The 20,577-nt window shown below is 68.9% G+C and carries 25 protein-coding genes; 12 read left to right on the top strand and 13 right to left on the bottom strand.

Translation table 11 applies throughout. From position 1 onward, the window contains the following. Positions 1 to 23: 23 nt before the first annotated feature. Together NBRGI_RS23545 and NBRGI_RS23550 are read left to right on the top strand one after the other, a co-directional pair. Positions 24 to 260, top strand: a complete 237-nt coding sequence (locus tag NBRGI_RS23545; RefSeq protein ID WP_014988520.1) for a hypothetical protein — start codon at positions 24 to 26, stop codon at positions 258 to 260. Between the two features lie 141 nt (positions 261 to 401). Continuing rightward, the gene (locus NBRGI_RS23550; RefSeq protein ID WP_014988521.1) at positions 402 to 641 is read left to right on the top strand and encodes a hypothetical protein; all 240 of its coding nucleotides are present in this window, start codon (positions 402 to 404) and stop codon (positions 639 to 641) included. 43 nt (positions 642 to 684) lie between these two features. On the opposite strand, the gene menD is transcribed toward NBRGI_RS23550, so the two are convergent. The 3 genes from menD to NBRGI_RS23570 all read right to left on the bottom strand — a co-directional run bounded on the left by menD (position 685) and on the right by NBRGI_RS23570 (position 3,893). Next, positions 685 to 2,328: a 2-succinyl-5-enolpyruvyl-6-hydroxy-3-cyclohexene-1-carboxylic-acid synthase gene (gene menD, locus NBRGI_RS23555; protein WP_029899407.1), complete on the bottom strand. Its 1,644-nt coding sequence runs from the start codon at positions 2,326 to 2,328 to the stop codon at positions 685 to 687. A 317-nt stretch (positions 2,329 to 2,645) separates the two neighbouring features. After that, the gene (locus NBRGI_RS23565; protein ID WP_029899409.1) at positions 2,646 to 3,092 is read right to left on the bottom strand and encodes a DUF6918 family protein; all 447 of its coding nucleotides are present in this window, start codon (positions 3,090 to 3,092) and stop codon (positions 2,646 to 2,648) included. Positions 3,093 to 3,236: 144 nt separating this feature from the next. Continuing rightward, positions 3,237 to 3,893, bottom strand: a complete 657-nt coding sequence (locus NBRGI_RS23570; protein ID WP_051727980.1) for a PaaI family thioesterase — start codon at positions 3,891 to 3,893, stop codon at positions 3,237 to 3,239. Positions 3,894 to 3,977: 84 nt separating this feature from the next. On the opposite strand from NBRGI_RS23570, the gene NBRGI_RS23575 reads away from it, so the two are divergent. The 5 genes from NBRGI_RS23575 to NBRGI_RS23595 all read left to right on the top strand — a co-directional run bounded on the left by NBRGI_RS23575 (position 3,978) and on the right by NBRGI_RS23595 (position 8,668). Next, positions 3,978 to 4,871, top strand: a complete 894-nt coding sequence (locus NBRGI_RS23575) for a 1,4-dihydroxy-2-naphthoyl-CoA synthase (RefSeq protein ID WP_014988526.1) — start codon at positions 3,978 to 3,980, stop codon at positions 4,869 to 4,871. A gap of 1 nt (position 4,872) precedes the next feature. Further along, positions 4,873 to 5,265 carry a VOC family protein gene (locus NBRGI_RS23580; protein ID WP_029899411.1) on the top strand — a complete coding sequence of 131 codons (393 nt, stop codon included), beginning with the start codon at positions 4,873 to 4,875 and terminating at the stop codon, positions 5,263 to 5,265. Positions 5,266 to 5,650: 385 nt separating this feature from the next. Next, positions 5,651 to 6,784, top strand: coding sequence for an o-succinylbenzoate--CoA ligase (gene menE / locus NBRGI_RS23585; RefSeq protein ID WP_029899412.1), 1,134 nt, complete (start codon positions 5,651 to 5,653; stop codon positions 6,782 to 6,784). A gap of 70 nt (positions 6,785 to 6,854) precedes the next feature. Then, entirely contained in the window at positions 6,855 to 7,835 is a 981-nt protein-coding gene (locus NBRGI_RS23590; RefSeq protein ID WP_029899413.1) for a daunorubicin resistance protein DrrA family ABC transporter ATP-binding protein, read from the top strand. Beyond that, positions 7,832 to 8,668 carry an ABC transporter permease gene (locus tag NBRGI_RS23595; protein WP_029899414.1) on the top strand — a complete coding sequence of 279 codons (837 nt, stop codon included), beginning with the start codon at positions 7,832 to 7,834 and terminating at the stop codon, positions 8,666 to 8,668. The genes NBRGI_RS23590 and NBRGI_RS23595 overlap by 4 nt, the downstream gene beginning before the upstream one ends. A gap of 80 nt (positions 8,669 to 8,748) precedes the next feature. Here NBRGI_RS23595 and NBRGI_RS23600 read toward each other — a convergent pair whose 3' ends face one another. After that, positions 8,749 to 12,027, bottom strand: a complete 3,279-nt coding sequence (locus NBRGI_RS23600) for a BTAD domain-containing putative transcriptional regulator (RefSeq protein WP_235211082.1) — start codon at positions 12,025 to 12,027, stop codon at positions 8,749 to 8,751. A 155-nt stretch (positions 12,028 to 12,182) separates the two neighbouring features. Between NBRGI_RS23600 and NBRGI_RS23605 the strand changes: the two genes are divergently transcribed. Further along, entirely contained in the window at positions 12,183 to 12,650 is a 468-nt protein-coding gene (locus tag NBRGI_RS23605) for an SRPBCC family protein (RefSeq protein WP_029899416.1), read from the top strand. Positions 12,651 to 12,707: 57 nt separating this feature from the next. Then, complete coding sequence (locus NBRGI_RS23610; RefSeq protein ID WP_029899417.1) at positions 12,708 to 13,577, top strand: 1,4-dihydroxy-2-naphthoate polyprenyltransferase; 870 nt, start codon at positions 12,708 to 12,710, stop codon at positions 13,575 to 13,577. A 59-nt stretch (positions 13,578 to 13,636) separates the two neighbouring features. Here NBRGI_RS23610 and NBRGI_RS23615 read toward each other — a convergent pair whose 3' ends face one another. The 5 genes from NBRGI_RS23615 to NBRGI_RS23635 form a co-directional block, all read right to left on the bottom strand. Then, positions 13,637 to 14,020 (bottom strand): phage holin family protein, encoded by a 384-nt coding sequence (locus tag NBRGI_RS23615; RefSeq protein WP_014988534.1) that lies wholly within the window; start codon positions 14,018 to 14,020, stop codon positions 13,637 to 13,639. A gap of 142 nt (positions 14,021 to 14,162) precedes the next feature. Beyond that, positions 14,163 to 14,738, bottom strand: coding sequence for a Clp protease N-terminal domain-containing protein (locus NBRGI_RS23620; RefSeq protein ID WP_029899418.1), 576 nt, complete (start codon positions 14,736 to 14,738; stop codon positions 14,163 to 14,165). Then, positions 14,738 to 14,959 (bottom strand): hypothetical protein, encoded by a 222-nt coding sequence (locus NBRGI_RS23625; protein ID WP_029899419.1) that lies wholly within the window; start codon positions 14,957 to 14,959, stop codon positions 14,738 to 14,740. The genes NBRGI_RS23620 and NBRGI_RS23625 overlap by 1 nt, the downstream gene beginning before the upstream one ends. Before the next feature lie 153 nt (positions 14,960 to 15,112). Then, positions 15,113 to 16,198 (bottom strand): PLP-dependent cysteine synthase family protein, encoded by a 1,086-nt coding sequence (locus tag NBRGI_RS23630; RefSeq protein ID WP_029899420.1) that lies wholly within the window; start codon positions 16,196 to 16,198, stop codon positions 15,113 to 15,115. Beyond that, positions 16,195 to 16,551, bottom strand: coding sequence for a DUF4229 domain-containing protein (locus NBRGI_RS23635; protein ID WP_029899421.1), 357 nt, complete (start codon positions 16,549 to 16,551; stop codon positions 16,195 to 16,197). The genes NBRGI_RS23630 and NBRGI_RS23635 overlap by 4 nt, the downstream gene beginning before the upstream one ends. Positions 16,552 to 16,734: 183 nt before the next feature. Between NBRGI_RS23635 and NBRGI_RS23640 the strand changes: the two genes are divergently transcribed. Together NBRGI_RS23640 and NBRGI_RS23645 are read left to right on the top strand one after the other, a co-directional pair. Further along, complete coding sequence (locus NBRGI_RS23640; protein WP_014988539.1) at positions 16,735 to 16,944, top strand: BldC family transcriptional regulator; 210 nt, start codon at positions 16,735 to 16,737, stop codon at positions 16,942 to 16,944. Between the two features lie 118 nt (positions 16,945 to 17,062). After that, complete coding sequence (locus NBRGI_RS23645; protein ID WP_029899422.1) at positions 17,063 to 17,272, top strand: hypothetical protein; 210 nt, start codon at positions 17,063 to 17,065, stop codon at positions 17,270 to 17,272. Between the two features lie 35 nt (positions 17,273 to 17,307). On the opposite strand, the gene NBRGI_RS23650 is transcribed toward NBRGI_RS23645, so the two are convergent. Continuing rightward, on the bottom strand, positions 17,308 to 17,568 hold the full coding sequence (locus tag NBRGI_RS23650; RefSeq protein WP_148310918.1) for a hypothetical protein: 261 nt from the start codon (positions 17,566 to 17,568) through the stop codon (positions 17,308 to 17,310). Between the two features lie 100 nt (positions 17,569 to 17,668). Between NBRGI_RS23650 and NBRGI_RS48540 the strand changes: the two genes are divergently transcribed. After that, positions 17,669 to 17,845, top strand: a complete 177-nt coding sequence (locus NBRGI_RS48540) for a hypothetical protein (RefSeq protein ID WP_162836678.1) — start codon at positions 17,669 to 17,671, stop codon at positions 17,843 to 17,845. Here the strand turns inward: NBRGI_RS48540 and NBRGI_RS23660 are convergent. From NBRGI_RS23660 to ccsB, 3 genes are all read right to left on the bottom strand, one after another. Next, positions 17,836 to 18,114 carry a hypothetical protein gene (locus NBRGI_RS23660; RefSeq protein WP_029899424.1) on the bottom strand — a complete coding sequence of 93 codons (279 nt, stop codon included), beginning with the start codon at positions 18,112 to 18,114 and terminating at the stop codon, positions 17,836 to 17,838. The two genes, NBRGI_RS48540 and NBRGI_RS23660, sit on opposite strands and share 10 nt — an antisense overlap. 400 nt (positions 18,115 to 18,514) lie before the next feature. Beyond that, positions 18,515 to 19,330 (bottom strand): LLM class flavin-dependent oxidoreductase, encoded by an 816-nt coding sequence (locus tag NBRGI_RS23665; RefSeq protein ID WP_370627821.1) that lies wholly within the window; start codon positions 19,328 to 19,330, stop codon positions 18,515 to 18,517. A 277-nt stretch (positions 19,331 to 19,607) separates the two neighbouring features. Beyond that, a complete protein-coding gene (ccsB, locus tag NBRGI_RS23670; RefSeq protein WP_029899426.1) occupies positions 19,608 to 20,576 on the bottom strand; it encodes a c-type cytochrome biogenesis protein CcsB in 969 nt (322 codons plus the stop codon). Position 20,577: the final 1 nt, after the last annotated feature.

Here is a 20,577-nt window from a genome sequence, read left to right on the forward strand (position 1 = left end):
CTGGAAAAGCGGACAATTGGGAGATGAAGGGTGATCGGGTGGAGATTGTCGTCGATTTCGGGGACGGGTCTCGCAGTTATGAAGTGGCCGCGACCCGGGCGGGGCGGCGGGTCGAGGTACGGATCGCACGCGGGGTCGTCGAAGTGAGCGAGGTGACGCGGACCGGCAATCCGGTGCGCACCGCCCGGTTCATGGCGGGCCGCACGCTGGCACTGGTCGAATACCCCGCCGACGGGAACGGAGCGCGCGCCGACGAGTGATCCCGCGACACAGTGCGCACGGGTTGCCCGGACGCCGGACGAAGCGCATCCTCGACAGTGCTGGGACTGACGCCCGTCTCGATTGCGGCGTGCCCGCACGGGTATGCCGACACGCGAGGCCTACGCCGAGAGGAGCGCACGATGACCGATCGCAGCACTATCCGCGACATCGATCCGGTGCCGGAAGCCGACCTCGCCGAGCAGTCCATGCCCGCCTACCCGGACGAGCTCGGCTACCCCGACGACGGACCGGACCAGGACGGCCGCCTGGCACCCGACCTGGCCGAGAAGGCCGCCCCGGACCGGTGGAACGCCGATCCGGCGGACGTGGTCGAGCAGTCGATCGAGGTGCCGTTCGACGACGAACCCGATATCGCCTGACCGATCGGCGCGCCCGAATGCCGGTGCGGCCCATGGGCTCTGCTCAGGGGCAGATCTTGGCGCGCACGGTGGCGTGCAGTTCGCGCAGGCTGGACCGCTCGGTGGCTACCTCGAGCACGCGGGTGCCGTGCGCGTGCCCGGTGAGTTCGACGGCCAGCTGCTCCGGGTCGACCTGCCGGTGCGGAATGCGGTAGGCGGCGCAGAGCGCGGCGAGATCCATCCCGTGCGGGGTGCCGAACACCCGCTCGAACACGCCCGCGTACTGCGGATCGCCCTGTTCGAGCAGTTCGAAGATGCCGCCGCCGTCGTCGTTGGCGACCACGATGGTCAGGTCGGCGGGGCGCGGTTCGCCCGGACCGATCAGCAGGCCGGAGGCGTCGTGCAGGAAGGTCAGGTCGCCGATCAGCGCGACGGTGCGGCCCTCGTGGTGCAGCGCCGCGCCGACGGCGGTGGACACGGTGCCGTCGATGCCCGCCACGCCGCGGTTGGACAGCACCCGGATGCCCGGGCGCGGATGCGACACCAGCGCGGCGTCGCGCACCGGATTGGATGCGCCGAGCACCAGCTGATCGCCCTCGCGCAGCGCGTTCATCACCACGGCGGCCACGTGCAGGCCGGTCGGCTTCGGATGGCTGCCGAGTTCGGCGCGCACCACCTGATTCGCCTTCTCGTCGAGTTCGCGGCAGTAGGCCAGCCATTCCGGGCGCGGCGCTCCGCTCGTCACGGCGCGCGTCCCGGTGCCGAGCACGTTGCCGGAGACATCGGGCCAGCGCGGCCCGGTGGTGAGCGCGTAGACCCGAACCGCCGGATCGGCAAGGACTTTGGACACCTGACGGTGCAGGGTCGGTCGTCCGGTGATGATCGCCTGGCGCGGACGCAACAGCGGCAGCGCGAGCGGATGCAGCGCGGGCCCGTGCATCGGCGCGGTGGGTTCGGCGACCGTGGGCAGCTGGGCCAGCTCCGGCCGCAGCCCCGCGCCGTGCCCGGAGATGACCACGGTGTCCGGGGTCAGGTCGAGGTCGAGGGGCACGTCCAGGGTGGCGTACTGGGTCTTGGTCCACGCTTCGTCGGCGTCGCGCCCGGGCGGGGCGGTCTCGCCGGGAGCGAGGTCGGGGACCAGCGGCTCGCGCAGCGGGATGTCGAAGTGCACCGGCCCCGCGTTGCCGGAGCGGGTGCCGCGGGCCGCGGCGAGCACCCGGCACACGGCCGAGCGCCACTGGCTGTTCTGGTGTCCGTACTCCGCGCAGTCCTCGGTCGCGTGCTCCTCCTCGGCGAGGCCGAGGCTGATCGCGGCCCGCACCTGGCTGCCGAACAGGCCGAACTGCTCAACGGTCTGGTTCGCACCGGAGCCGAGCATTTCGTAGGGCCGGTTCGCACTGAGCACGACCAGCGGGATGCGCGCGTAGTTGGCTTCGAGCACGGCCGGACCGAGGTTCGCGACGGCGGTCCCCGAGGTCATCACGACGGGCACCGGCAGCCGGCTCGCGATCGAGAGGCCGATGGCGAGGAAGCCCGCGGTCCGCTCGTCGATGCGCATGTGCAACCGCAGTCGACCGGCGGCGTCCGCGGCCTGCAATGCGAAGGCCAGCGGCGCGTTCCGCGATCCGGGGCACAGGACGACATCCCGTACACCCCCGCGCGCGAGTTCGTCCACGACGACCTGCGCTTGTGCTGTAGACGGGTTCACGCCTCCAGCCTCTCAGACAGTGCACCTGCCGTCTGCGTCGCCCTGGTCACACCGCGCTCCTTTGCCCGGATGGCGCCGTGCGGTGTCGCCGAGATCGCACGGCGTGCCGCGCCGGAGCGGTCCGGCGCAGTTGCGCCAGCTGTCCATCCGCGCACTCGCACCGGCGCGCGCGGCCGATCGGCCCCGGCATTGCGATCAGTCCGCACAGCAGAACGCGCCGCACATCGAAAAGCGCGGCCGCGGACGGCCGTTCGATGTGCGACGCGTCCGACGTGCACGGCGGGGTGAATTCAGCAGGCTGATTCAGCGCGCCTGATTCAGTTGGCGTGCTTCTGCACCAGGTCGCCGACCCGGGGCAGCGCCTCGATGACGTTCTTCTTGGCCGAGGAACGCATCGACGAGTAGACCTTCTTCAGCGCGGGCCGGGTGGACGCGTCGGCACGCGCGTCGGTGACGGCCAGCAGGGCCTCGGCGACCTCGTCCGACTTGGCGACGAGCAGATCACCGAACTTGCCCGAGCCGGACGCGGTGTACTCCTGCCAGAACGGCTCGAGCTGCGCAAGAAGTTTGGGCGCCAACGACTCCAGCGCATCAGGCACGATCGACGGGCTGATCTTCTTGACCGCCGCGTAGCCACCCTTCACAGCCAGGCCGGACGCACCACCCTTGTCCGAGACCTCGGCATCAAGAACCTCGACGGCATCGGCAAGGAAAGCCGGGCGCTTGGCGTCGTCGAGCAGGGATTCAGACAGTGCTGCAACCACTTTCAGGTTCCTCCGGAATAGGTTTCGATGAACGAGCGACCGCAACTATACGCACCGTCGCGCGGCTGGTCGCGGCACTCACCCGCTAACGAGTCGCGTCCCAAACGTGGTCTGCGCCACGGAAAATACAGACCGGGCGGTCGCTCATGGCTGCCACGGCAGCAATTGCACCATCAAACCTTCACAGTCGGCGAGCACATTGCCCTGCTCATCGAGTAATTCGGCGGTGATGAACGTCTTGCGCCCCTCGGTCCGGTCGACCCGGCCGCGCACCGTCAGCGGCGTCTCCAACGGAGTGATCTTGCGGTAATTCACATGGAGATACGCGGTGCGACTGATCGGGCGACCGGCGTAGTGCACGATCATGCCGAGCAGATCGTCGAACAGCAGCGGCAGCACGCCGCCGTGCGCCGCACCGTTGCCGCCGAGATGAAAACGACGGAACTCGCCCGCCATCCGGATACCGTCCGGTCCCGCCTCGAGCACCCGCCACGGCAGCAGCAAAAGGCTGCCGCGCCCGGGCAATTCGACGGCCCGGCCGGCGGGGCCTTGCAATTCCGGGGCACGGTAGGGCTCGAGCAGCGCGACGAGCTCTTCGGCCTGGGCGAGCGCGGCCCCGAACACCTCGTCCGGCGCATCCACGGAAACGGCGAGGTCCTGCAGCGTCCGCATCGCCTCGACGAACGGGCCGAAATTGCGCCCGATCTTCGCGCGGGAGACCTTGGGAAATCCCCCGTGCTTCTCGTACCGGGACTCGTCCACCGCGCTGCGGTCGATAACCGGTTTCACTCCCTCAGTCATATACGCACCATAACCATCTTTTTTACACCGTCAAGTCGAAGCTGGAGCGCGGGCCGGTCCGGCCCGAGGGCAATAATCACTGGCGTGACGTTCAATCCGAAGTTGTGGCGGCCCGTCCCCGGGTTCGAGAATCTGACCGACATCACCTATCACCGGCACGTCGAGCAGGGCACCGTCCGGGTCGCCTTCGATCGGCCGGAGGTGCGCAACGCGTTTCGCCCGCACACGGTCGACGAACTCTATCGGGCGCTCGATCACGCGCGGATGACCCCGGATGTCGGCGCCGTGCTGCTCACCGGCAACGGACCGAGCCCCAAGGACGGCGGCTGGGCGTTCTGCTCCGGCGGCGATCAGCGCATCCGTGGCCGCAACGGCTACCAGTACGCCAGCGGCGACACCGCGGACACCGTCGACCAGGCGCGGGCGGGCCGGTTGCACATCCTCGAGGTGCAGCGGCTGATCCGGTTCATGCCGAAAGTGGTGATCGCCCTGGTGAACGGCTGGGCCGCGGGCGGCGGGCACAGCCTGCACGTGGTCTGCGATCTCACCCTGGCCAGCCGCGAGCACGCCCGGTTCAAGCAGACCGACGCCGATGTCGGCAGCTTCGACGGCGGCTACGGCAGCGCCTACCTCGCGAAGATGGTCGGCCAGAAGTTCGCCAGGGAGATCTTCTTCCTCGGCCGCCCGTACACCGCCGAGGAGATGCACCAGATGGGCGCGGTGAACAAGGTGGTCGACCACGCCGAACTCGAAGACGTCGCCCTGGAGTGGACCGCCGACATCAACGGCAAATCCCCACAGGCGCAACGCATGCTGAAGTACGCGTTCAACCTGCTCGACGACGGGCTGGTGGGCCAGCAGCTGTTCGCGGGCGAGGCGACCCGGATGGCGTATATGACCGACGAGGCCGTCGAGGGCCGCGACTCGTTCCTGGAGAAGCGCAAGCCCGACTGGACCCCCTACCCCTGGTACTTCTGACATGGAGATCCTGAACAGCAGAATCCTGCTGCGCCCCGCCGATTACGACACCACGCTCGCGTTCTACCGCGACGGACTCGGTCTCGCGATCTCACGGGAGTATCCGGGCGGCACGGTCTTCTTCGCGGGCCAGTCGCTGGTCGAGGTGGCCGCGCACGGCGGCTCGGGCAATGCTTCCCGGTTCGAAGGCGCGCTCTGGTTGCAGGTGCGCGACGTGTCGGATGCCGCGGCCGAACTCGCGCTCAAAGGCATCCCGATCGACAAGGCCCCCGCCGAACAGCCCTGGGGGTTGATCGAAATGTGGCTACGCGACCCGGACGGGGTGCCGATCGTGCTCGTCGAGGTGCCGGCCGAACATCCGATACGCAAAGACAACCGCTGGTCAGACGACTGAATAACCGTCCGCTTTGTTCCAAATGGGCACATCGAGTTGCCAAGGAGTGTCTCGGCGAGGACGATAGCGCTCGGATGGCCCCCGACCGCCGTTGTTTGGCCCGGCCGCCGTGTGAACCCGTCCGACGAGTGAATCGCAGTCCGCATGCCTGGCGAACCTGAGCCCCATTTCTTGGGGGCGGCCGAACACGTCTCGCGCCGCCCCGGCAAACCGACCACCCGTTCCGCGTTCGGCGACGCGGTCATGACACGATCCCTACCGTGAGCGAGCGCAGTGAGCGGGCCGAGGGCACAGCGCCTCTGGGCACGAGGGGGTCGAGCATCGAGGTGCCCGGGGCCGTCGAGGCAGGTGAGGTGGGGTCGTGAGGACTCTCCGGACTTTGCCGATGCCTACCGGCTCCGGTGCGGGCGATGTCCTGCCGCACCTGCGAGAAGCGTTGGAGGGCAACGGGCCCGCGTGGCTGCCGATTCCGACCAGCGACCGCAGAGAAGCCCGGCGGCTGAGCGACGCGCTCTCGCCCGGCGAGACGATCGATGACGAAGTCGCCCTGGTGGTGACCACCTCCGGCACCACCGGCGTGCCGAAGGGCGCGATGCTCAGCGCCGCCGCGCTGCGGGCCAGCGGCACCGCCACCCACGACCGGCTCGGTGGACCGGGCAGCTGGCTGCTGGCGCTGCCGACCCATCACATCGCGGGCATCCAGGTGCTGTTGCGCAGCATCCTGGCGGGCACCCAGCCGACCATCCTGGACGTGTCCGGCGGTTTCCTGCCGGAGGCGCTGGCCGGCGCGGTGTCGAGCATGCGGGGCGAGCGCCGCTACACCGCGCTGGTGCCGACCCAGCTGATCAAGGCCCTGGACGCGCCCGGCGCCGCGGCGGCGCTGGCCGAACTCGACGGCGTCCTGGTCGGCGGCGCGGCCACCCCGCTGCCCGTCTACGAGCGCGCGAAAGCGGCGGGCATCAACGTCGTTCGCACCTACGGCATGAGCGAGACGTGCGGCGGCTGCGTGTACGACGGCGTGCCGCTGGACGGCACCGAGGTGCGCATCGAGGACGGCCGGGTCGTGCTCGGCGGCACGATGATCGCGTCGGGCTACCGCGGCCAGCCCGATCATCCCGCGTTCGACGAACCGGGCTGGTTCCGCACCGAGGACGCGGGTGTCTTCGAGGACGGCAGGCTGCGGATCACCGGCCGGCTCGACGAGGCGATCATGACCGGCGGTCTGCTGGTGATCCCACAGGTGGTCGAGGCCGTGCTGATAACCCATCCCGCGGTCCGCGAATGCGTCGTGCTCGGGCTCCCGGACGAGCGGCTCGGCCAGCGGGTGGCCGTGGTCGTGGTGCCCGCGGCCGGCGCGGCGCCCACGCTCGACGAGCTGCGCGAGCACGTGGTGGCCGAACTGGACGCCATCGCCGCCCCGCGCGAACTCGGCATCATCGATGAGATCCCGTTGCGCGGGCCCGGCAAGCCGGACCGCAACACGCTGCGCAAACAGTTGCTCGCCGACTCCACGCACTAGGCGGGCCCGGCAAGGGCCGCGCCATCGCGACGCAAGGGCGGTGCAAGAGGCGGGCCGCAGAGTCATACCCATGACTTCTTTCACACCCACTTCAGCACTCGCCGTGGAGGCGGACGGGCTGGTCAAGGTGTTCGGGGAACAGCGGGCCGTCGACGGCGTGAGCCTGGCGGTGCCGCAGGGCTCGGTGTACGGCGTGCTCGGACCGAACGGCGCGGGCAAGACCACGACCATCAAGATGCTGGCCACCCTGCTGCGCCTGGACGGCGGCAGCGCCCGCATCTTCGGCCACGACGTGGTCGCCGAACCGACGGCCGTCCGGTCGCTGGTCGGCGTCACCGGGCAGTACGCCTCGGTCGACGAGGACCTGTCCGCCACCGAGAACCTGATCCTGTTCTCCCGCCTGCTCGGCCTCAGCCGCGCCGAGGCCCGGCGCAAGTCGGCCGAGCTGCTCGAGGAGTTCGATCTCGTGGCAGCGGCGACCAAACCGCTCAAGAACTTCTCCGGCGGCATGCGCCGGCGCCTGGATCTGGCGGCCAGCCTGATCGCGACCCCGCCGCTGTTGTTCCTCGACGAGCCGACCACCGGCCTGGACCCGCGCACCCGCGCTCAGATGTGGGACACCATCCGCAGGCTGGTCCGCGAAGGCGCCACGGTGCTGCTCACCACGCAGTACCTGGACGAGGCCGACCAGTTGGCCGACCGGATCGCGGTGATCGATCACGGCAGGGTGATCGCCGACGGCACCGCCGACGAACTGAAGGCCTCGGTCGGTGGTTCCTCGCTGCACCTGACGCTGGCCGATCGAACCCAGCTCGACGAGGCCCGCCGGGTGGTCGGCGATTTCCTCGGCGCCGAGGCCACGATCACGCCCGAGGCCGGCCGGCTCACCGCCCCGCTGCGCGACGCCGGCGTGACCGCCGATCTGCTGATCCGCCTGCGCGAGTGGCAGATCGGGATCGACGAGATCACGGTCAGCAAGCCGAGCCTCGACGAGGTCTTCCTCACCATCACCGGCCGTCCGGCCGACGACGACGAAAGGAGCGCGGCATGACGACGCTCACCGCCCCCTCCCCTGCGCGCCATGCGGCGCCGCTGCGCATCCCCGAGGTCAGCAACCACATCGGGCTGCGCCAAGCGGTTTCGACCTCGCTGACCATGGCCTACCGCGGCCTGCTGAAGATCAAGCACAACCCGGAACAACTCTTCGACGTGACGGTGCAGCCGATTCTGTTCACCGCGCTGTTCGCCTTCATCTTCGGCGGGGCGATCGGCGGGAACGTGCACGACTACCTGCCCGTCCTGATCCCCGGCATCCTGGTCCAGACGGTGATCCTGACCTCGGTCGTCACCGGCACCCAGCTGCGCGAGGACATGGACAAGGGCGTCTTCGACCGGTTCAAATCCCTGCCGATCGCACGTATTTCGGCGCTGGCCGGCGCACTGATCGCCGACATGGTGCGCTACACCATCGCTACAGTGCTCACCGTGATCGTCGGACTCTGCCTCGGTTACCGTCCCGGCGGCGGCTTCGTCGGCGTCCTGGTCGCCGCGCTGGTGATCATCGTCTGCTCGTTCGCGGTCAGCTGGATCTGGGCGCTGGTCGGCGTCACCGGTAAGAGTGCCGCAGGCGTGCAAGGCATCTCGATGATGGTGATGTTCCCGCTGACCTTCATGTCCGGCGCGTTCGCGGTGGTGAGCACCATGCCGGGCTGGTTGCAGGGACTCAACCACGCCAACCCGGTCTACTACATGGTGAACACCTGCCGGGAGCTGATGAACGGCAACCAGTACACCGGCAACCTGGCCTGGTCGCTGATCGGCTCTGCGCTCGTGATCGCCATCTTCGCGCCGCTCGCGGTCAAGGCGTACATGCGCCGGGCGTGAGACGGAACCCGATGCGGGACAACGCAACGCCGGACGGCCGCAGGCCGCCCGGCGTTGCGTCGTCGGGTCCGGTATTCAGATCAGGGAGCTTTGGCCAGCTCACGCAGGATGGCCATGATGCGTTCGGCCGAATCCCGGCGCCGCAGGCGGCTCACCGCGGCCCGGGCCTCGTCGAACGGTTGCGCGCCGAGCCGCTCGCGCGCCAGTTCGACGTGGGTGGCCCAGCGCATCGACGGAAAGTCCTGGCGGCAGAACACCTTGGGCGCCAACGCGAGCAGGTCGGCGCCGCGCGCGGGGTCCTGCTCCGTGGCGATCAGATAGGAGCCGACCGCACAGGCGATGCCGCCGATCTGCGGCAGATCGGCGTACTGGGTCAGCATCGGCAACGTCTGCTCGACCAGCTGATCGACGAACTCGCCCGCGGTGTCGAGCGCGCCGTGCAGTACCCACGCGTCCAGGGCGGCCGCGCCGAGCATCAGCGAACCGGGACCGGGACTGACGTCGGTGGACGGCCAGCCGTACAGTTCGAGCGCCCGGTCATACCGCTGCAGGCCCTCCGCGATATCACCGCGGCTGAGCGATACCTCGGCCGCGCCCTGCATCACCGTGGCGAGCAGCCGGTTCGGACCCGCCAGTCCGCTTTCGACGTCGGCGGCGCGCAGGGCGAGCTCCAACTCCTGTTCGGCGCGGGCCTGCTCGCCCGCGCCGAGCAACGCCGCCACCAGCATGCTGCGGGTTTCGATGGTGTCCTCGTAGGCACCGAGACGCACCAGCATCTCGAGCGATCGCCGGTAGTACGGAACGGCTTTCGCGTACTCGGCGATCTGCCCGTACACCTGGCCGAGGTGCCGGCACACCATGGCGGTGCTCCAGACGTTGTCGTGGCCGAAGATCTCGAGCGCGCGCACTGCGTCCAGCGTCGAGCCGCGCACGTCGCCGAGGTTCTCCCGCATGTTCGCGCGCAGCAGCAGCGCGCTGGCCATGGTCTCGGCATCCGGGGAGCGCACGGCGTGCGCGATCAGGCGGGCCAGGCCACGGCCATCGGCTCTGGTCAGCACGATGCTCGCGACGAAACTGTTGCTCGGGGTGAGTTCGGCTCCGCTGCGCAGCATTCGGCGCACCCGCAAGCGCAGGGCCGCCAGGTCACGCCCGCTGCCGTTGCTGTAGGCGAGGTGCAGGAACATGGTCTGGTAGCTGGTCAGCACCAGATCGGGCGGCGGGGCCTGCGGGCCGCTCTCGTCCGGGTGCAATCGAGCGATCCGCCCGGCCCAGCCGACCACCTCCGTGTGCGATCCGCGCAGCATCCACAGCGCGGAGACGATCGGGAAGACGATGTAGGCGGTGTACGCGTCCTCCCGGTCGAGCGCGGCGCGCAAGGCATCGAGCAGATTGTCCAGCTCCGCCGCCACCGACAACGCCAGCCACACCTGGTCGCCGGTGCGATACCGGTCCGCGACATCGAGGGCATACGTCCTGGCCCACAGCAGCATTCGATCGGTCACCAGTTCGGCCTCGCCGGGCCAGGCGGCCAGCTGTTCCGCGCCGTACTCGCGCACCGTCTCCAGCATGCGGTAGCGGGTGCCGAGCACCTCGTCGTCGAGCACCGTGAGCAGCGACTGGTTCACCAGGCCGTCGACCGCCCCGGCGGCATCGTCGACGTCGGCACCGGAGGCCACCAGTTCGGCCGCCGAGAGCGTGAAACCCGCCGGGAATCGGCACAATCGGCGCAGGGCCGCCTGCTGCGGCGCGTCGAGCAGGTTCCAGCTCCAGTCGATCACCGCGTGCAACGTGCGATGGCGTTCGGGCGAACTCCGATCCCCGTGCCGCAGCAGAGCGAACCGATCGGCCAGCCGCAGCGTGATCTCCTCGACGCTGAGCACCCGCACCCGCGCGGCCGCCAGCTCGATGGCCAGCGGCAGGCCGTCCAGCGTGTGGCACAGCTGTGCGACGACATCGGGATCCAGCCGGACCCCGGGCCGCACCGCCCTCGCCCGCGCCGCGAACAACTCGGTCGCGGGCGACCCGGTGGGGTCGATGGCCAAGGGCGGCAACGGATACACCGTCTCGGCCGTGATCATCAGCGGCGCCCGGCTCGTGGTCAGCACGGTCAGCCGATCGGCCACCCCGATCAGGTCGGCGACAACTACGGCGACGGCCTCGATCAAATGCTCGCAGTTGTCGAGGATCAGCAGCATGGGCCGGGCGGCCACGGCCTCGCGCAGCCGCTGGCGGGCATCGATGCGTGGCCGCAACGTCGTCGTGTTGTAGCCGACATCGCTCAGGCCGAGCGTCGCGCTGATCGCGGCCTCGATCTCGACCCTGGCGTCGGCGCCCTCCGCACGGACCGAGGCCAACTCCACCAGCACCACCCGGTTGGTCGCCGCGGCGCGGGCGCCGACCTCGTTGGCGATGCGGGTCTTGCCCGCGCCACCGGGACCGAGCACCGTGATCACCCGGGACACGGGCAGCAGCGCCGCCAGCGCGCTCAGGTCCTCCGCCCGGCCGAGCAGCGCGTTCGGCGCGGCACGCAGGCCGATCGCCGCGGGTAAGGCGAACTCCGGCACGTCGATATCGCGGGCCGCCGCGTCGACCGGCGGTCCCGGCGGGGCCGCGGCGGTGCCGTTGTGCCCCACCGCTTCCCCGCGCAGGATCGCGGTGTTCAGCTCGACCAAGGCCGGTCCGGGATCCGCGCCGAGTTGTTCGGCGAGCCGGGTCCGGAACACGGCGAACGACTCCAGCGCCTCGTTCTGGTGACCGGCGAACGCGAGCAACCGCATCAGCGTGAGCTGCGCCGACTCATCCAGCGGTGCTGCGCCCGCCCGATACCGCGCGAGGCGCAGCGCGCCCTCGATATCGCCCGCGGATTCGCGCGCCGCGAGTTCCAGCACGGTCAATTCGGTGAGCCGGGTCGCCGCCGCGGCGCACAGCGCGTCGGCGACCGCGCCCGGCGGCAGATCACCGCCTGGTTCGCCCCGCCACAGCGCGCGGGCCTCGGCGATCGACGCCAAGCAGGCCGCGTGATCGCCGGCGGTGCGGTATTCGCGCGCCCGACGCAGCAGCTCGGCGCTGCGGGTCAGGTCCACCTCGTCGGCGCGCAGCGTGAGCCGGTAACCGGCCGGGCCGATCTCCAGCGCGCCGTCCGGCAGCGCGGCGCGCAGCCGCGACACCTGGGTGTGCAGCGCGTTCATCGGGGCGCGCGGCGGTTGCTCCCCCCACACGTCATCGATGAGGGCTTGCGCGCTGCGACTACGGCCCGGCCGCAACGCCAGGGCCGCGAGCAGCAAGCGCGATCGGGCGCCGGGCAGCGCGGTCAGCGCGCCGTCACGACGCAGCGCGATCTCGCCCAGCAGGGCCACCACGACCGGTTCTCCTGCGGGCGCCCGCAACACTTGACCGCGACCACCCGGGCCGCTTTGATCCGACAACATCCCGCGGTCATCGTATGCGAGCAGGACTGACCGAGCCGACATGGTTTTTCCCTCGTTCCCCGTGGTCGGTCCCCTACGCTGTGCGCATGGCTGAGTTCGAAGTGGTCCGGCAGGCCGTCATCTCGGCCGAGCCGTCGCGTATCCACGGGCTGATCGACGACCTGCGGGAGTGGACCAAATGGTCCCCGTGGGAGGACCTCGATCCGCAGTTGCAGCGCACCTACACGGGCGCGGAATCCGGCGTCGGCGCCAAGTACGCCTGGACCGGCAACCGTAAGGCCGGTGCGGGCCGCATGGAGATCGTCGCGAGCGCCGAACGCGAGATCGCGATCCGGCTGGACTTCGAGAAGCCGTGGCAGGCCACCAACCAGGTCCTGTTCGAGCTGAACCCGACCGAATCGGGCGCCACCGAGGTGGTCTGGCGGATGAGCGGGCAGCAGCAGGGCCTGATGAAGGTGCTCTCGAAGATTCTGCCGACCGACAAGTTCGTCGGCAAGGATTTCGAGAAGGGGCTCGCCCGGTTGAAGGCGGTCGCCGAGGGCAACGGGCAGTAGGCGCCGAGCGCGCGCCTGCGCACGGCCACCGCGCGACCGCGACACTATGCTGCGGGAATGGCTACTGCAGCGCAATGGATCGAGGGCGCGCGTCCACGCACCCTGCCGAACGCAATCGCCCCGGTGCTGGCGGGCACCGGCGCCGCCGCCTCGCTCGACGGCGCGGTGTGGTGGAAAGCCGTTCTCGCGCTGCTGGTCTCGCTGGCCCTGATCGTCGGCGTCAACTTCGCCAACGACTATTCCGACGGTATCCGCGGCACCGACGACGTGCGGGTCGGCCCGGTCCGGCTGGTCGGCCAGAAACTGGCCTCCGCCGCGGCGGTGCGCAATGCCGCGGTGCTGAGCCTGGGCATCGCCGCGGTGCTCGGGCTGATCCTGGCCGCGACCACGGCCTGGTGGTTGCTGCTGATCGGCGCGGCCTGCCTGGCCGGCGCCTGGTTCTACACCGGCGGCAGCAAGCCCTACGGGTACAGCGGATTCGGCGAGATCGCGGTGTTCGTGTTCTTCGGCCTGGTCGGCGTGCTCGGCACCGAATTCGTGCAGGCGGAGCGGATCGATTGGGCGGGTGTGGTGCTCGCGGTCTCGGTCGGCGCGTTCTCCAGCGCGGTGCTCGTCGCGAACAACCTGCGCGATATCCCGACCGACTCGCAGTCCGGGAAGGTCACGCTCGCAGTCAAGCTCGGCGATCCCCGGACCAGGACGTTGCAGCTCGCCCTGCTGGCCGTGCCGTTCGCCGGCACGCTGGCGCTGGTGGCGCGCACGCCGTTCGCACTGGTCGGCCTACTCGCCATCCCGCTCGCGGTACGCGCCAACGCCCCGGTCCGTTCCGGGCGGGGCGGACTGGAACTCATTCCGGCGCTAAGGGATTCCGGCCTGGCGATGCTCGCCTGGTCGATCCTGACGGCGCTGGCGCTCGGTTTCGCCTGATATCGCAGTCCGCCCGCGTACCCGGATCCGGTCCGCGTACGGGGCGGCGCGTGCCGGGCTCAGTCGTTGTCGGGGACCAGGATGCCGAGCACCCAGTTCACCAGCGAGACGATGATGCCGCCGATCACGGCCGCCCAGAACCCGTCGACCCGCAGGCCGTAGTCGGTGGTCTCGGTGATCTTCGCGGTCAGCCACAGCATGAGCGCGTTGATCACCAGCAGGAACAGGCCCAGCGTGACGATCACCAGCGGCAGCGACAGCAACTTCACGATCGGCTTGACCAGCGCGTTCACCACCGTGAAGACCAGGGCGACGGCGATCAGCACGATGATCTTGCCGCCGTTGCCGTTCTCGGCCGGGCTGACGATATCGATTTTGTCGACCCAGGCGGCGGCCAGCCAGATCGCCACCGCGTTGATGATCAACCGAATCAGAAGCTGCATGCGCCCATGCTAAGACCGCAGGGTGGACATGTGTCGACTCGAAACGCGAATTCCGGCCGGGCGGCTGGTCTGCGCGGGCGGGCGGAGCAGCCACGCGGCGATCGGTGACCGCGTCCGCTTTCGGGCTACACATGTCCACTCGCTAGGCGGCGCGGTCGAGCAGCGTGTGCACCTTGGACCGCAGCTCGTCGATCGGGCCGGAGCCGCCCAGCAGCCGCTCGGTGGTCGGGTTGGGGGCGCGCAGGATGCCGAGCAGCACATGTCCCGATTCGATGGACTTGTCCTTGCGGGCCAGCGCTTCCCGTAGCGAGAGTTCGAGCACCTTCTTCGCGTCTTTGGTGAACGGGATGTGCCCGAAGTTCCGGCCGCGGCCGAACAGACCGCGGCGCTCCTCGGGGACCGCGCGCTCGAGCGCGTCGGAGCCGAAATTCGCCTCCAGCGATTCCCGGACGGCGTCGAGGTCGATGCCGATCGAGCGCAGCGCCTCGGCGTCGTCCGCGCCCAGCGGCGCGCTCTTTCCGTTGTCGGCCAGCGCCTGTGTGACCCCGGCATGGGTGAGACCGGACGCGGCCAGTACGCCGCGCAGCTCCGCTTCGCACTGCGACAGCAGCCCGAGCAGCACGTGCTCCACCTCGATGGTGGGCGAACGCAATTCCCGCGCGTCTTCCTGAGCGATCACGATGGCCATCCGTGCCGATCTGCTGAACCGTTCGAACATCAGCGGTTCCCGCCTCTCCGATTGTGTTTCTGATGGACTGCCTGCTTGCTGACCTCGAGCGCCTCCGCGATCGCCTGCCAGGACCAGCCCTGTTCGCGGGCGTTGGTCACCTGGATCGCTTCCAGCCGTTCGAGCAGCCGTCGCAGTGCGAGCACCGCGCGCAACCCGACCTTGGGGTCGGGGCTGCCCGCGGCGGCCGCCAGAGTGGTTGCTTCTGTCATGTCGTCAATTTTGATTGACGACACGGAGCGATGTCAACAAAAATTGACGAAGGTTCGCCGACAGCGGAACCCCGCCTTGCGACCGGAACGACAAAAGGCCACCCGTGCGCGGCCGCGATGTCCGCGCGCAGGTGGCCTCGTCGTGTCGGACGCTCAGCCCGCCCAGGTGCCGGTGGCGGTGAACTTGTCCAGAATCGCGGTCGGCTCGGCCAGGCTCAAGCCCTGCGATTCGACCCACGCGTCATCGAAATACGTTCCGGCATAACGATCTCCGCCGTCACAGAGCAGGGTGACCACGCTGCCGCCGCGGCCCGCGGCGAGCATCTCGGCGATGATCGCGAACACGCCCCACAGATTGGTGCCGGTCGAGCCGCCGACGCGGCGACCGAGTACCCGGCTGGCGTAGCGGGCGGCCGCGATCGAACCCGCGTCGGGCACCTCGATCATCCGGTCCACCACCTCACCGACGAACGACGGCTCCACCCGCGGCCGGCCGATTCCCTCGATGCGCGAAGACATTCCGGTCTCGTAACCCGCGTCACCGGTCTCGTAGCCACCGTAGAACGCGGAGTTCTCCGGGTCGACGACCGCCAATCGCGTTGCGTGCCTGCGGTATCGGATGTAGCGCCCGATGGTCGCGCTGGTGCCGCCGGTGCCCGCGCCGACCACCACCCAGTCCGGCACCGGATGCGACTCCAAAGCCATTTGCTGGAAAATGGATTCGGCGATGTTGTTGTTGCCCCGCCAGTCGGTGGCGCGCTCGGCGTGGGTGAACTGATCCATGTAGTGGCCACCGCATTCGGCCGCCAGCCGGGCCGCCTCGGTGTACATGTCCGGCGGGCGCTGCACGAAATGGCAACGGCCGCCTTGTGCTTCGATCAACGCGATCTTCTGCGGCGAGGTGCTCGCCGGCATCACCGCGACGAAATCGAGGCCGAGCAGTTTCGCGAAATACGCCTCGCTCACCGCGGTCGAACCCGACGACGCCTCCACCACCGTGGTGCCCTCGTGCACCCAGCCGTTGCAGATCGCGTACAGGAACAGCGAGCGCGCCAGCCGGTGCTTGAGACTGCCGGTGATATGCGTGGATTCGTCTTTCAGGTACAGCTGCACGTTCCACTCCGCGGGCAGCGGATAGCGGAGCAGGTGCGTATCGGCGCTGCGCTGCGCGTCGGCGTCGATCAACCGGACCGCGTTGTCGACCCAGTCGCGCGGCGTGCTGCGATCGCAGGCCTTCACGGGGCGGCTCCCGGACCGCCCTCGGGCGTCTCCCCGCGCAGCCGGGCCCGCAACTGGGCCTTGTCGTGGCGACGACGCTCGTCCACCACGGCGATGTCCTCGTTCACCCGCACGCGCAGCCGCTTGAACAGCAGCAGCGACAGCGGCATCGCGATGATCAGCGCGAACAGGGCGGCGACGACCAGCGGGATGTCCACCGACACCAGCTGGGCCACCAGCACGATCAGCACCGTGATCACCACGACCAGCGCCAGGCGGGCCAGTGTGTACAGGCCGAGGTTGCGGGCGAGCCGACGACCCGCGCCAGCGGTTTGCTGTCCTGGAGCACCATCCGGTGGAGTTGCGTCACTCACGTCGCTCAGCCTATGCGAAGCTGTTGCCCGCCCTCGGGCCGCGCCTCGCGGCGAGGTCGAACGCGTATCCGTTTTGTCTATTACTTCCCCTTTACCAACAGTAGGTGGTTCGAGTACCTAGGGGTTTCAGTGCAACGATGTCGCCATCTGATGAGGGAACTGTCGAGAACGGAGAGGTTTGCTATGAGTGCGATCACCGTCGGCGGCCAGGACACCCTGCTGACGCCAGGGCAGGTTGCTGCCATGTTCCACGTCGATCCGAAGACGGTTACGCGCTGGGCGCATGCCGGTCGACTCGGGTCGTTGCGCACACCGGGCGGGCATCGCCGGTTCCGCGAATCAGAAGTGATGCAGCTGCTCAAGTCGCTCACCACCGAGGCGACCTCGCGCTGACTCGGGCCGCGCGGGCCCATCGTGCCGGGGCCCGCGCCCACCGGGGGCAGGCGATTTCACGTCTGCGGTGTGCGGGAGCTACGCGCGGGACTACCCTCGTAAACAGGAGGTGAGCGACGTGACGTACCTGTTGGCACTCATCGCGGTCGTGGCAGTCGCGGTGTTGTGCTGGAAAGCGTTCGGCCCGGAGAAGTCCGCCGGGTCGACCCCGAGCGCTCCCGCGCGTTCACCGCGTAAACGCATCATGGGCCCGGACGACGATCCGGAATTCCTCTGGCGCCTGTCCCGCCAGCATCGCGACGGCGACCCCGGCAGCAACGAACGCTGAGCGTTCGCGCCGAATGCCCATCGCGCCTGGACAACTCACCCGTCGATGACGTCCAGCCCCGGCAGCCCCTCGCTGTCGCGGAGCTGGTTCGCGAGCATCGTCAGATACTGCTGAGCCTCCACCGACAGCCCTGCCGCGGTCCGTGCCAGCCTGCGCAGCGCCGTGTCGTTCAATTGACTGACCAAGCTCCCGTCCGCATCCACAACCGCCGCCGGGAGATAGGTGAAGTATTCGGATTCCAAGAGTCCGTCCCATCGAGCCGTCGAGCGCCGGATCAGCGCCTCGCATGTAGACAAGACACCGCCCTTTCCCGAACGGCACGCCACCTAGTCCGTGATGTGCGCCACGTTCTTTCGTCAAGGGGTGTGGTCGTGCTTCGCCGGGTATGCCCGGCACATGGGCGATCATCCGCAGCGCACACCGTTCTACGGGACGGTGATGATGCTCGCGGCCATGATCAGCGGGTTGTGGGTTGCCGACCTGCCGTGGGTCGCGCTGCGGGTGGTCGCGTATCTCGCGTTGCTCGTGGTCGCGTTGGCCGGGTTCCTGATGACCTTTCGCGATTACTCGTGAGTCTTTGATCGTCGGTAAAGAATGGCCCATGGGAGAGGGGTCGTTGTGGGCGTGGGAGGCGCTCGGCGGTCCACGATCGACGTGCCTTCGACCGTCGCGCAGTCCGCGCCGCCGACCGGGCGACCCTTCGGCGTCGGTGCGGTTTCGTCGACAGTGATGACGCGATCGGTGGTTTTGCCCGGGTTGCCGGAAATGTGCTCGGCCTGCGTGACGAGGACCAGTTCCGCTGAATCCTTGCCCGATTCGATGGTCACCTGGAGGTCGAACACCCGCCGCCTGTCCTCGATCGCACCCCGCCAGATACCCCAGGAACGCTTGGGAAGGTTCCAGCGGCGGACACGGGGGTGGTGTTGCGCGAGCGGGTGGTCATGATGGTGCCGATGCCGGTGGCGTCGCCTCCGGACCGCCCCGTATTTTTCGGACACCGCCGTGCGGGGTGCCCGGCGGCAGTCGGTGAGGGAGTTGGCGACTACGTCGATGCAAGGCTTGCCCGCACGAAAGTCGCTGCGCCACTATGCGGTCGTCGCAGCGGGCATAGGCTACAGCCGCGCAGGGCGTGGCGATTCGCGACGAATCCGTAGTCGTTGTCGCCGATTCGGCTCGGCGAGATTCACGCGCTCAACGTCCCGGTGCAGTGATGGCGCAGGACAAGTCTCAGCAAGCGCCGCCTCACAGGGCGGCGTGCAGTTTCGCGGCGAATTCGTAGTCGCGTTGCCAGTCCGGGCCGGTGGGGGCGAGGATCACGCGCTCGACGCCGGCTGCGGCGTGGGCGGCGAGGTGGTCGGCGGCTGCCGCGAGGTCGGTGGGCAGATCCGGGGCCACGACAGTCACTTTCGGTGCTGATCTGCCGAATTCTTCGGCGAGTGAAGCCGATTCCGCTATCTCCCGAGGGAGATCGGCGACGTCCGGCCGCAGTGTGATCCAGCCGTCCGCGAATTCCGCCGCCCGGCGACGAGCACGAGACCCGTTGCCTGCCACCAGGATCGGCGGGACGACCGCACCGGGCGAAAGGGTCGCTTCGACGCCGTTGATCGCGGCCGGCTCGCCCGCGATCAAGGCGGGCAGCACCCGCAGCGCCTCGTCCGTGCGCCGCCCACGATCGCCGAACTCGAAACCAGCAGCGCGCCAACCGATATCCCCATGCGCCGGATTCCCCGTCCCCACGCCCAGCAGCAACCGATCCCCCGAAACATACTGCAAGCTACTGACCTGCTTCGCCGCCCACGCCGTCGGCCGCAACGCCAACAGCATCACGTTGTACCCCACCTTGATCCGCTCCGTCACCGCCGCCGCGGTCGCCAGCACCACCGTGCTGTCCAACATCGGCGCACTCGCCACCAAATGATCCGTAGACCAAACAGATTCGAGCCCCAGCCCCTCCGCGAAGCGCGCACTCCCCCGCACATCCCCCAAAATCGGCCGCCCCGGATCCGGCGTAGAAGTCGGCAGAATAACACCAATCGCAAGCGCCATGATTTCGTCCATTCCCTACCGAACGCCGTCCCGACGCCCTGTTCCTGTTACCAGAAACAACCCTATGCCCCACCAGCGAGCGCCCCAATACCCAAAGACCTCAGCCTCATATCCCAAACGCTCACCACCTCACCGCGCCCAAAAGGGCACCAGAGGAGCACACACCGTCCACACCGAATACCGGCGCGCCACATGGCAAGTCGCTATGCGACCCGTCGAAAACCTCTGTGAAACCCCGCGATAGACGGCGTCGCTGAGCCGGGGATCGGCTAGCGGGGGCTGGGAACGATTAGTTCAGCCCCGCGTAGGAGTGCAGGCCGCTGATCACCATGTTGATGATGAAGAGGTTGAAGAGCATGGCTACGAAGGCGGCTACGTTGATCCAGGCGGCTTTGGTGTCGCGCCAGCCGGAGGTGGCGCGGGCGTGCAGGTAGGCGGCGTAGAGGACCCAGGCGATGAAGGAGCAGGTTTCTTTGGGGTCCCAGCCCCAGAAGCGGCCCCAGGCGGCTTCGGCCCAGATGGCGCCGAGGATGACGCCGGCGCCGAAGAGAGGGAAGCCGATGATGGTGGTTTTGTAGGCGAGCCGGTCCAGGGTGCGGGCGTCGGGGAGGCGACGGGCGACGGCGCCGAGGACACCGGTGGACTCCGCGCCGTCGGGCTGGCGCAGGCGGAACAGGAACAGCAGGCTGGCGACACCGGCGAACAGGAAGACACCACTGCCGATGCTGACGATGGTGACGTGTATGGGCAGCCAGAACGATTTCAGCGCGGGCACCACCGGGGCGGCGTCGGCGTAGAGGACGGTGCCGGCGAGGAACAGCAGGATCAGCACCGGGACGAGCAGGAACACCCACATCGCCCGATACCGCTGCTCGCGCAGGAACAGCACGCCCATGACGATGGCGGCGGCCGTCGCCATGGTGACGAACTCGTACATGTTGCCGAGCGGGAAACGGTGGGTGGCAAAGCCGCGCAACACGATCGAGGCGATATGCAACACGATCGCGACGACGAGCACGGAGAACGCCGTGTTGCCGAGCCGCTCGGACAGCGGCTTCGTGGGCGGGGCGGCGATCCGGCCGGGCGCGGCGGGATCGCCGGCGGGACCACCGACGGACACGAGTTCGCGCTCGGCGACCTGACGGCTGCGCGCGGTGGCGTACTGCCAGATGAGCAGCACGAGCACCAGCGCGTAGACCACGATCGCGGTCTTGAACGAGAAATCGCTGTAGCGCGCGATGGTCTCGTTGATCGGCATC

Origin of the sequence: Nocardia brasiliensis IFM 10847 (genome assembly GCF_000710915.1) — a bacterium.
GTDB classification, from domain to species: Bacteria; Actinomycetota; Actinomycetes; order Mycobacteriales; family Mycobacteriaceae; genus Nocardia; species Nocardia brasiliensis_A.

Bases quoted from the DNA above. Each gene is read 5' to 3' on its own strand.
- NBRGI_RS48540 (WP_162836678.1), top strand. From the start codon at position 17,669: ATGGGCGATCATCCGCAGCGCACACCGTTCTACGGGACGGTGATGATG.
- NBRGI_RS23640 (WP_014988539.1), top strand. From the start codon at position 16,735: ATGAGTGCGATCACCGTCGGCGGCCAGGACACCCTGCTGACGCCAGGG.
- NBRGI_RS23590 (WP_029899413.1), top strand. From the start codon at position 6,855: ATGACTTCTTTCACACCCACTTCAGCACTCGCCGTGGAGGCGGACGGG.
- NBRGI_RS23665 (WP_370627821.1), bottom strand. From the start codon at position 19,330: ATGGACGAAATCATGGCGCTTGCGATTGGTGTTATTCTGCCGACTTCT.
- ccsB (WP_029899426.1), bottom strand. From the start codon at position 20,576: ATGCCGATCAACGAGACCATCGCGCGCTACAGCGATTTCTCGTTCAAG.
- NBRGI_RS23625 (WP_029899419.1), bottom strand. From the start codon at position 14,959: ATGACAGAAGCAACCACTCTGGCGGCCGCCGCGGGCAGCCCCGACCCC.
- NBRGI_RS23605 (WP_029899416.1), top strand. From the start codon at position 12,183: ATGGCTGAGTTCGAAGTGGTCCGGCAGGCCGTCATCTCGGCCGAGCCG.
- NBRGI_RS23570 (WP_051727980.1), bottom strand. From the start codon at position 3,893: ATGACTGAGGGAGTGAAACCGGTTATCGACCGCAGCGCGGTGGACGAG.
- NBRGI_RS23545 (WP_014988520.1), top strand. From the start codon at position 24: ATGAAGGGTGATCGGGTGGAGATTGTCGTCGATTTCGGGGACGGGTCT.
- NBRGI_RS23610 (WP_029899417.1), top strand. From the start codon at position 12,708: ATGGCTACTGCAGCGCAATGGATCGAGGGCGCGCGTCCACGCACCCTG.
- menE (WP_029899412.1), top strand. From the start codon at position 5,651: ATGCCTACCGGCTCCGGTGCGGGCGATGTCCTGCCGCACCTGCGAGAA.
- NBRGI_RS23550 (WP_014988521.1), top strand. From the start codon at position 402: ATGACCGATCGCAGCACTATCCGCGACATCGATCCGGTGCCGGAAGCC.
- NBRGI_RS23580 (WP_029899411.1), top strand. From the start codon at position 4,873: ATGGAGATCCTGAACAGCAGAATCCTGCTGCGCCCCGCCGATTACGAC.
- NBRGI_RS23615 (WP_014988534.1), bottom strand. From the start codon at position 14,020: ATGCAGCTTCTGATTCGGTTGATCATCAACGCGGTGGCGATCTGGCTG.
- NBRGI_RS23595 (WP_029899414.1), top strand. From the start codon at position 7,832: ATGACGACGCTCACCGCCCCCTCCCCTGCGCGCCATGCGGCGCCGCTG.
- NBRGI_RS23620 (WP_029899418.1), bottom strand. From the start codon at position 14,738: ATGTTCGAACGGTTCAGCAGATCGGCACGGATGGCCATCGTGATCGCT.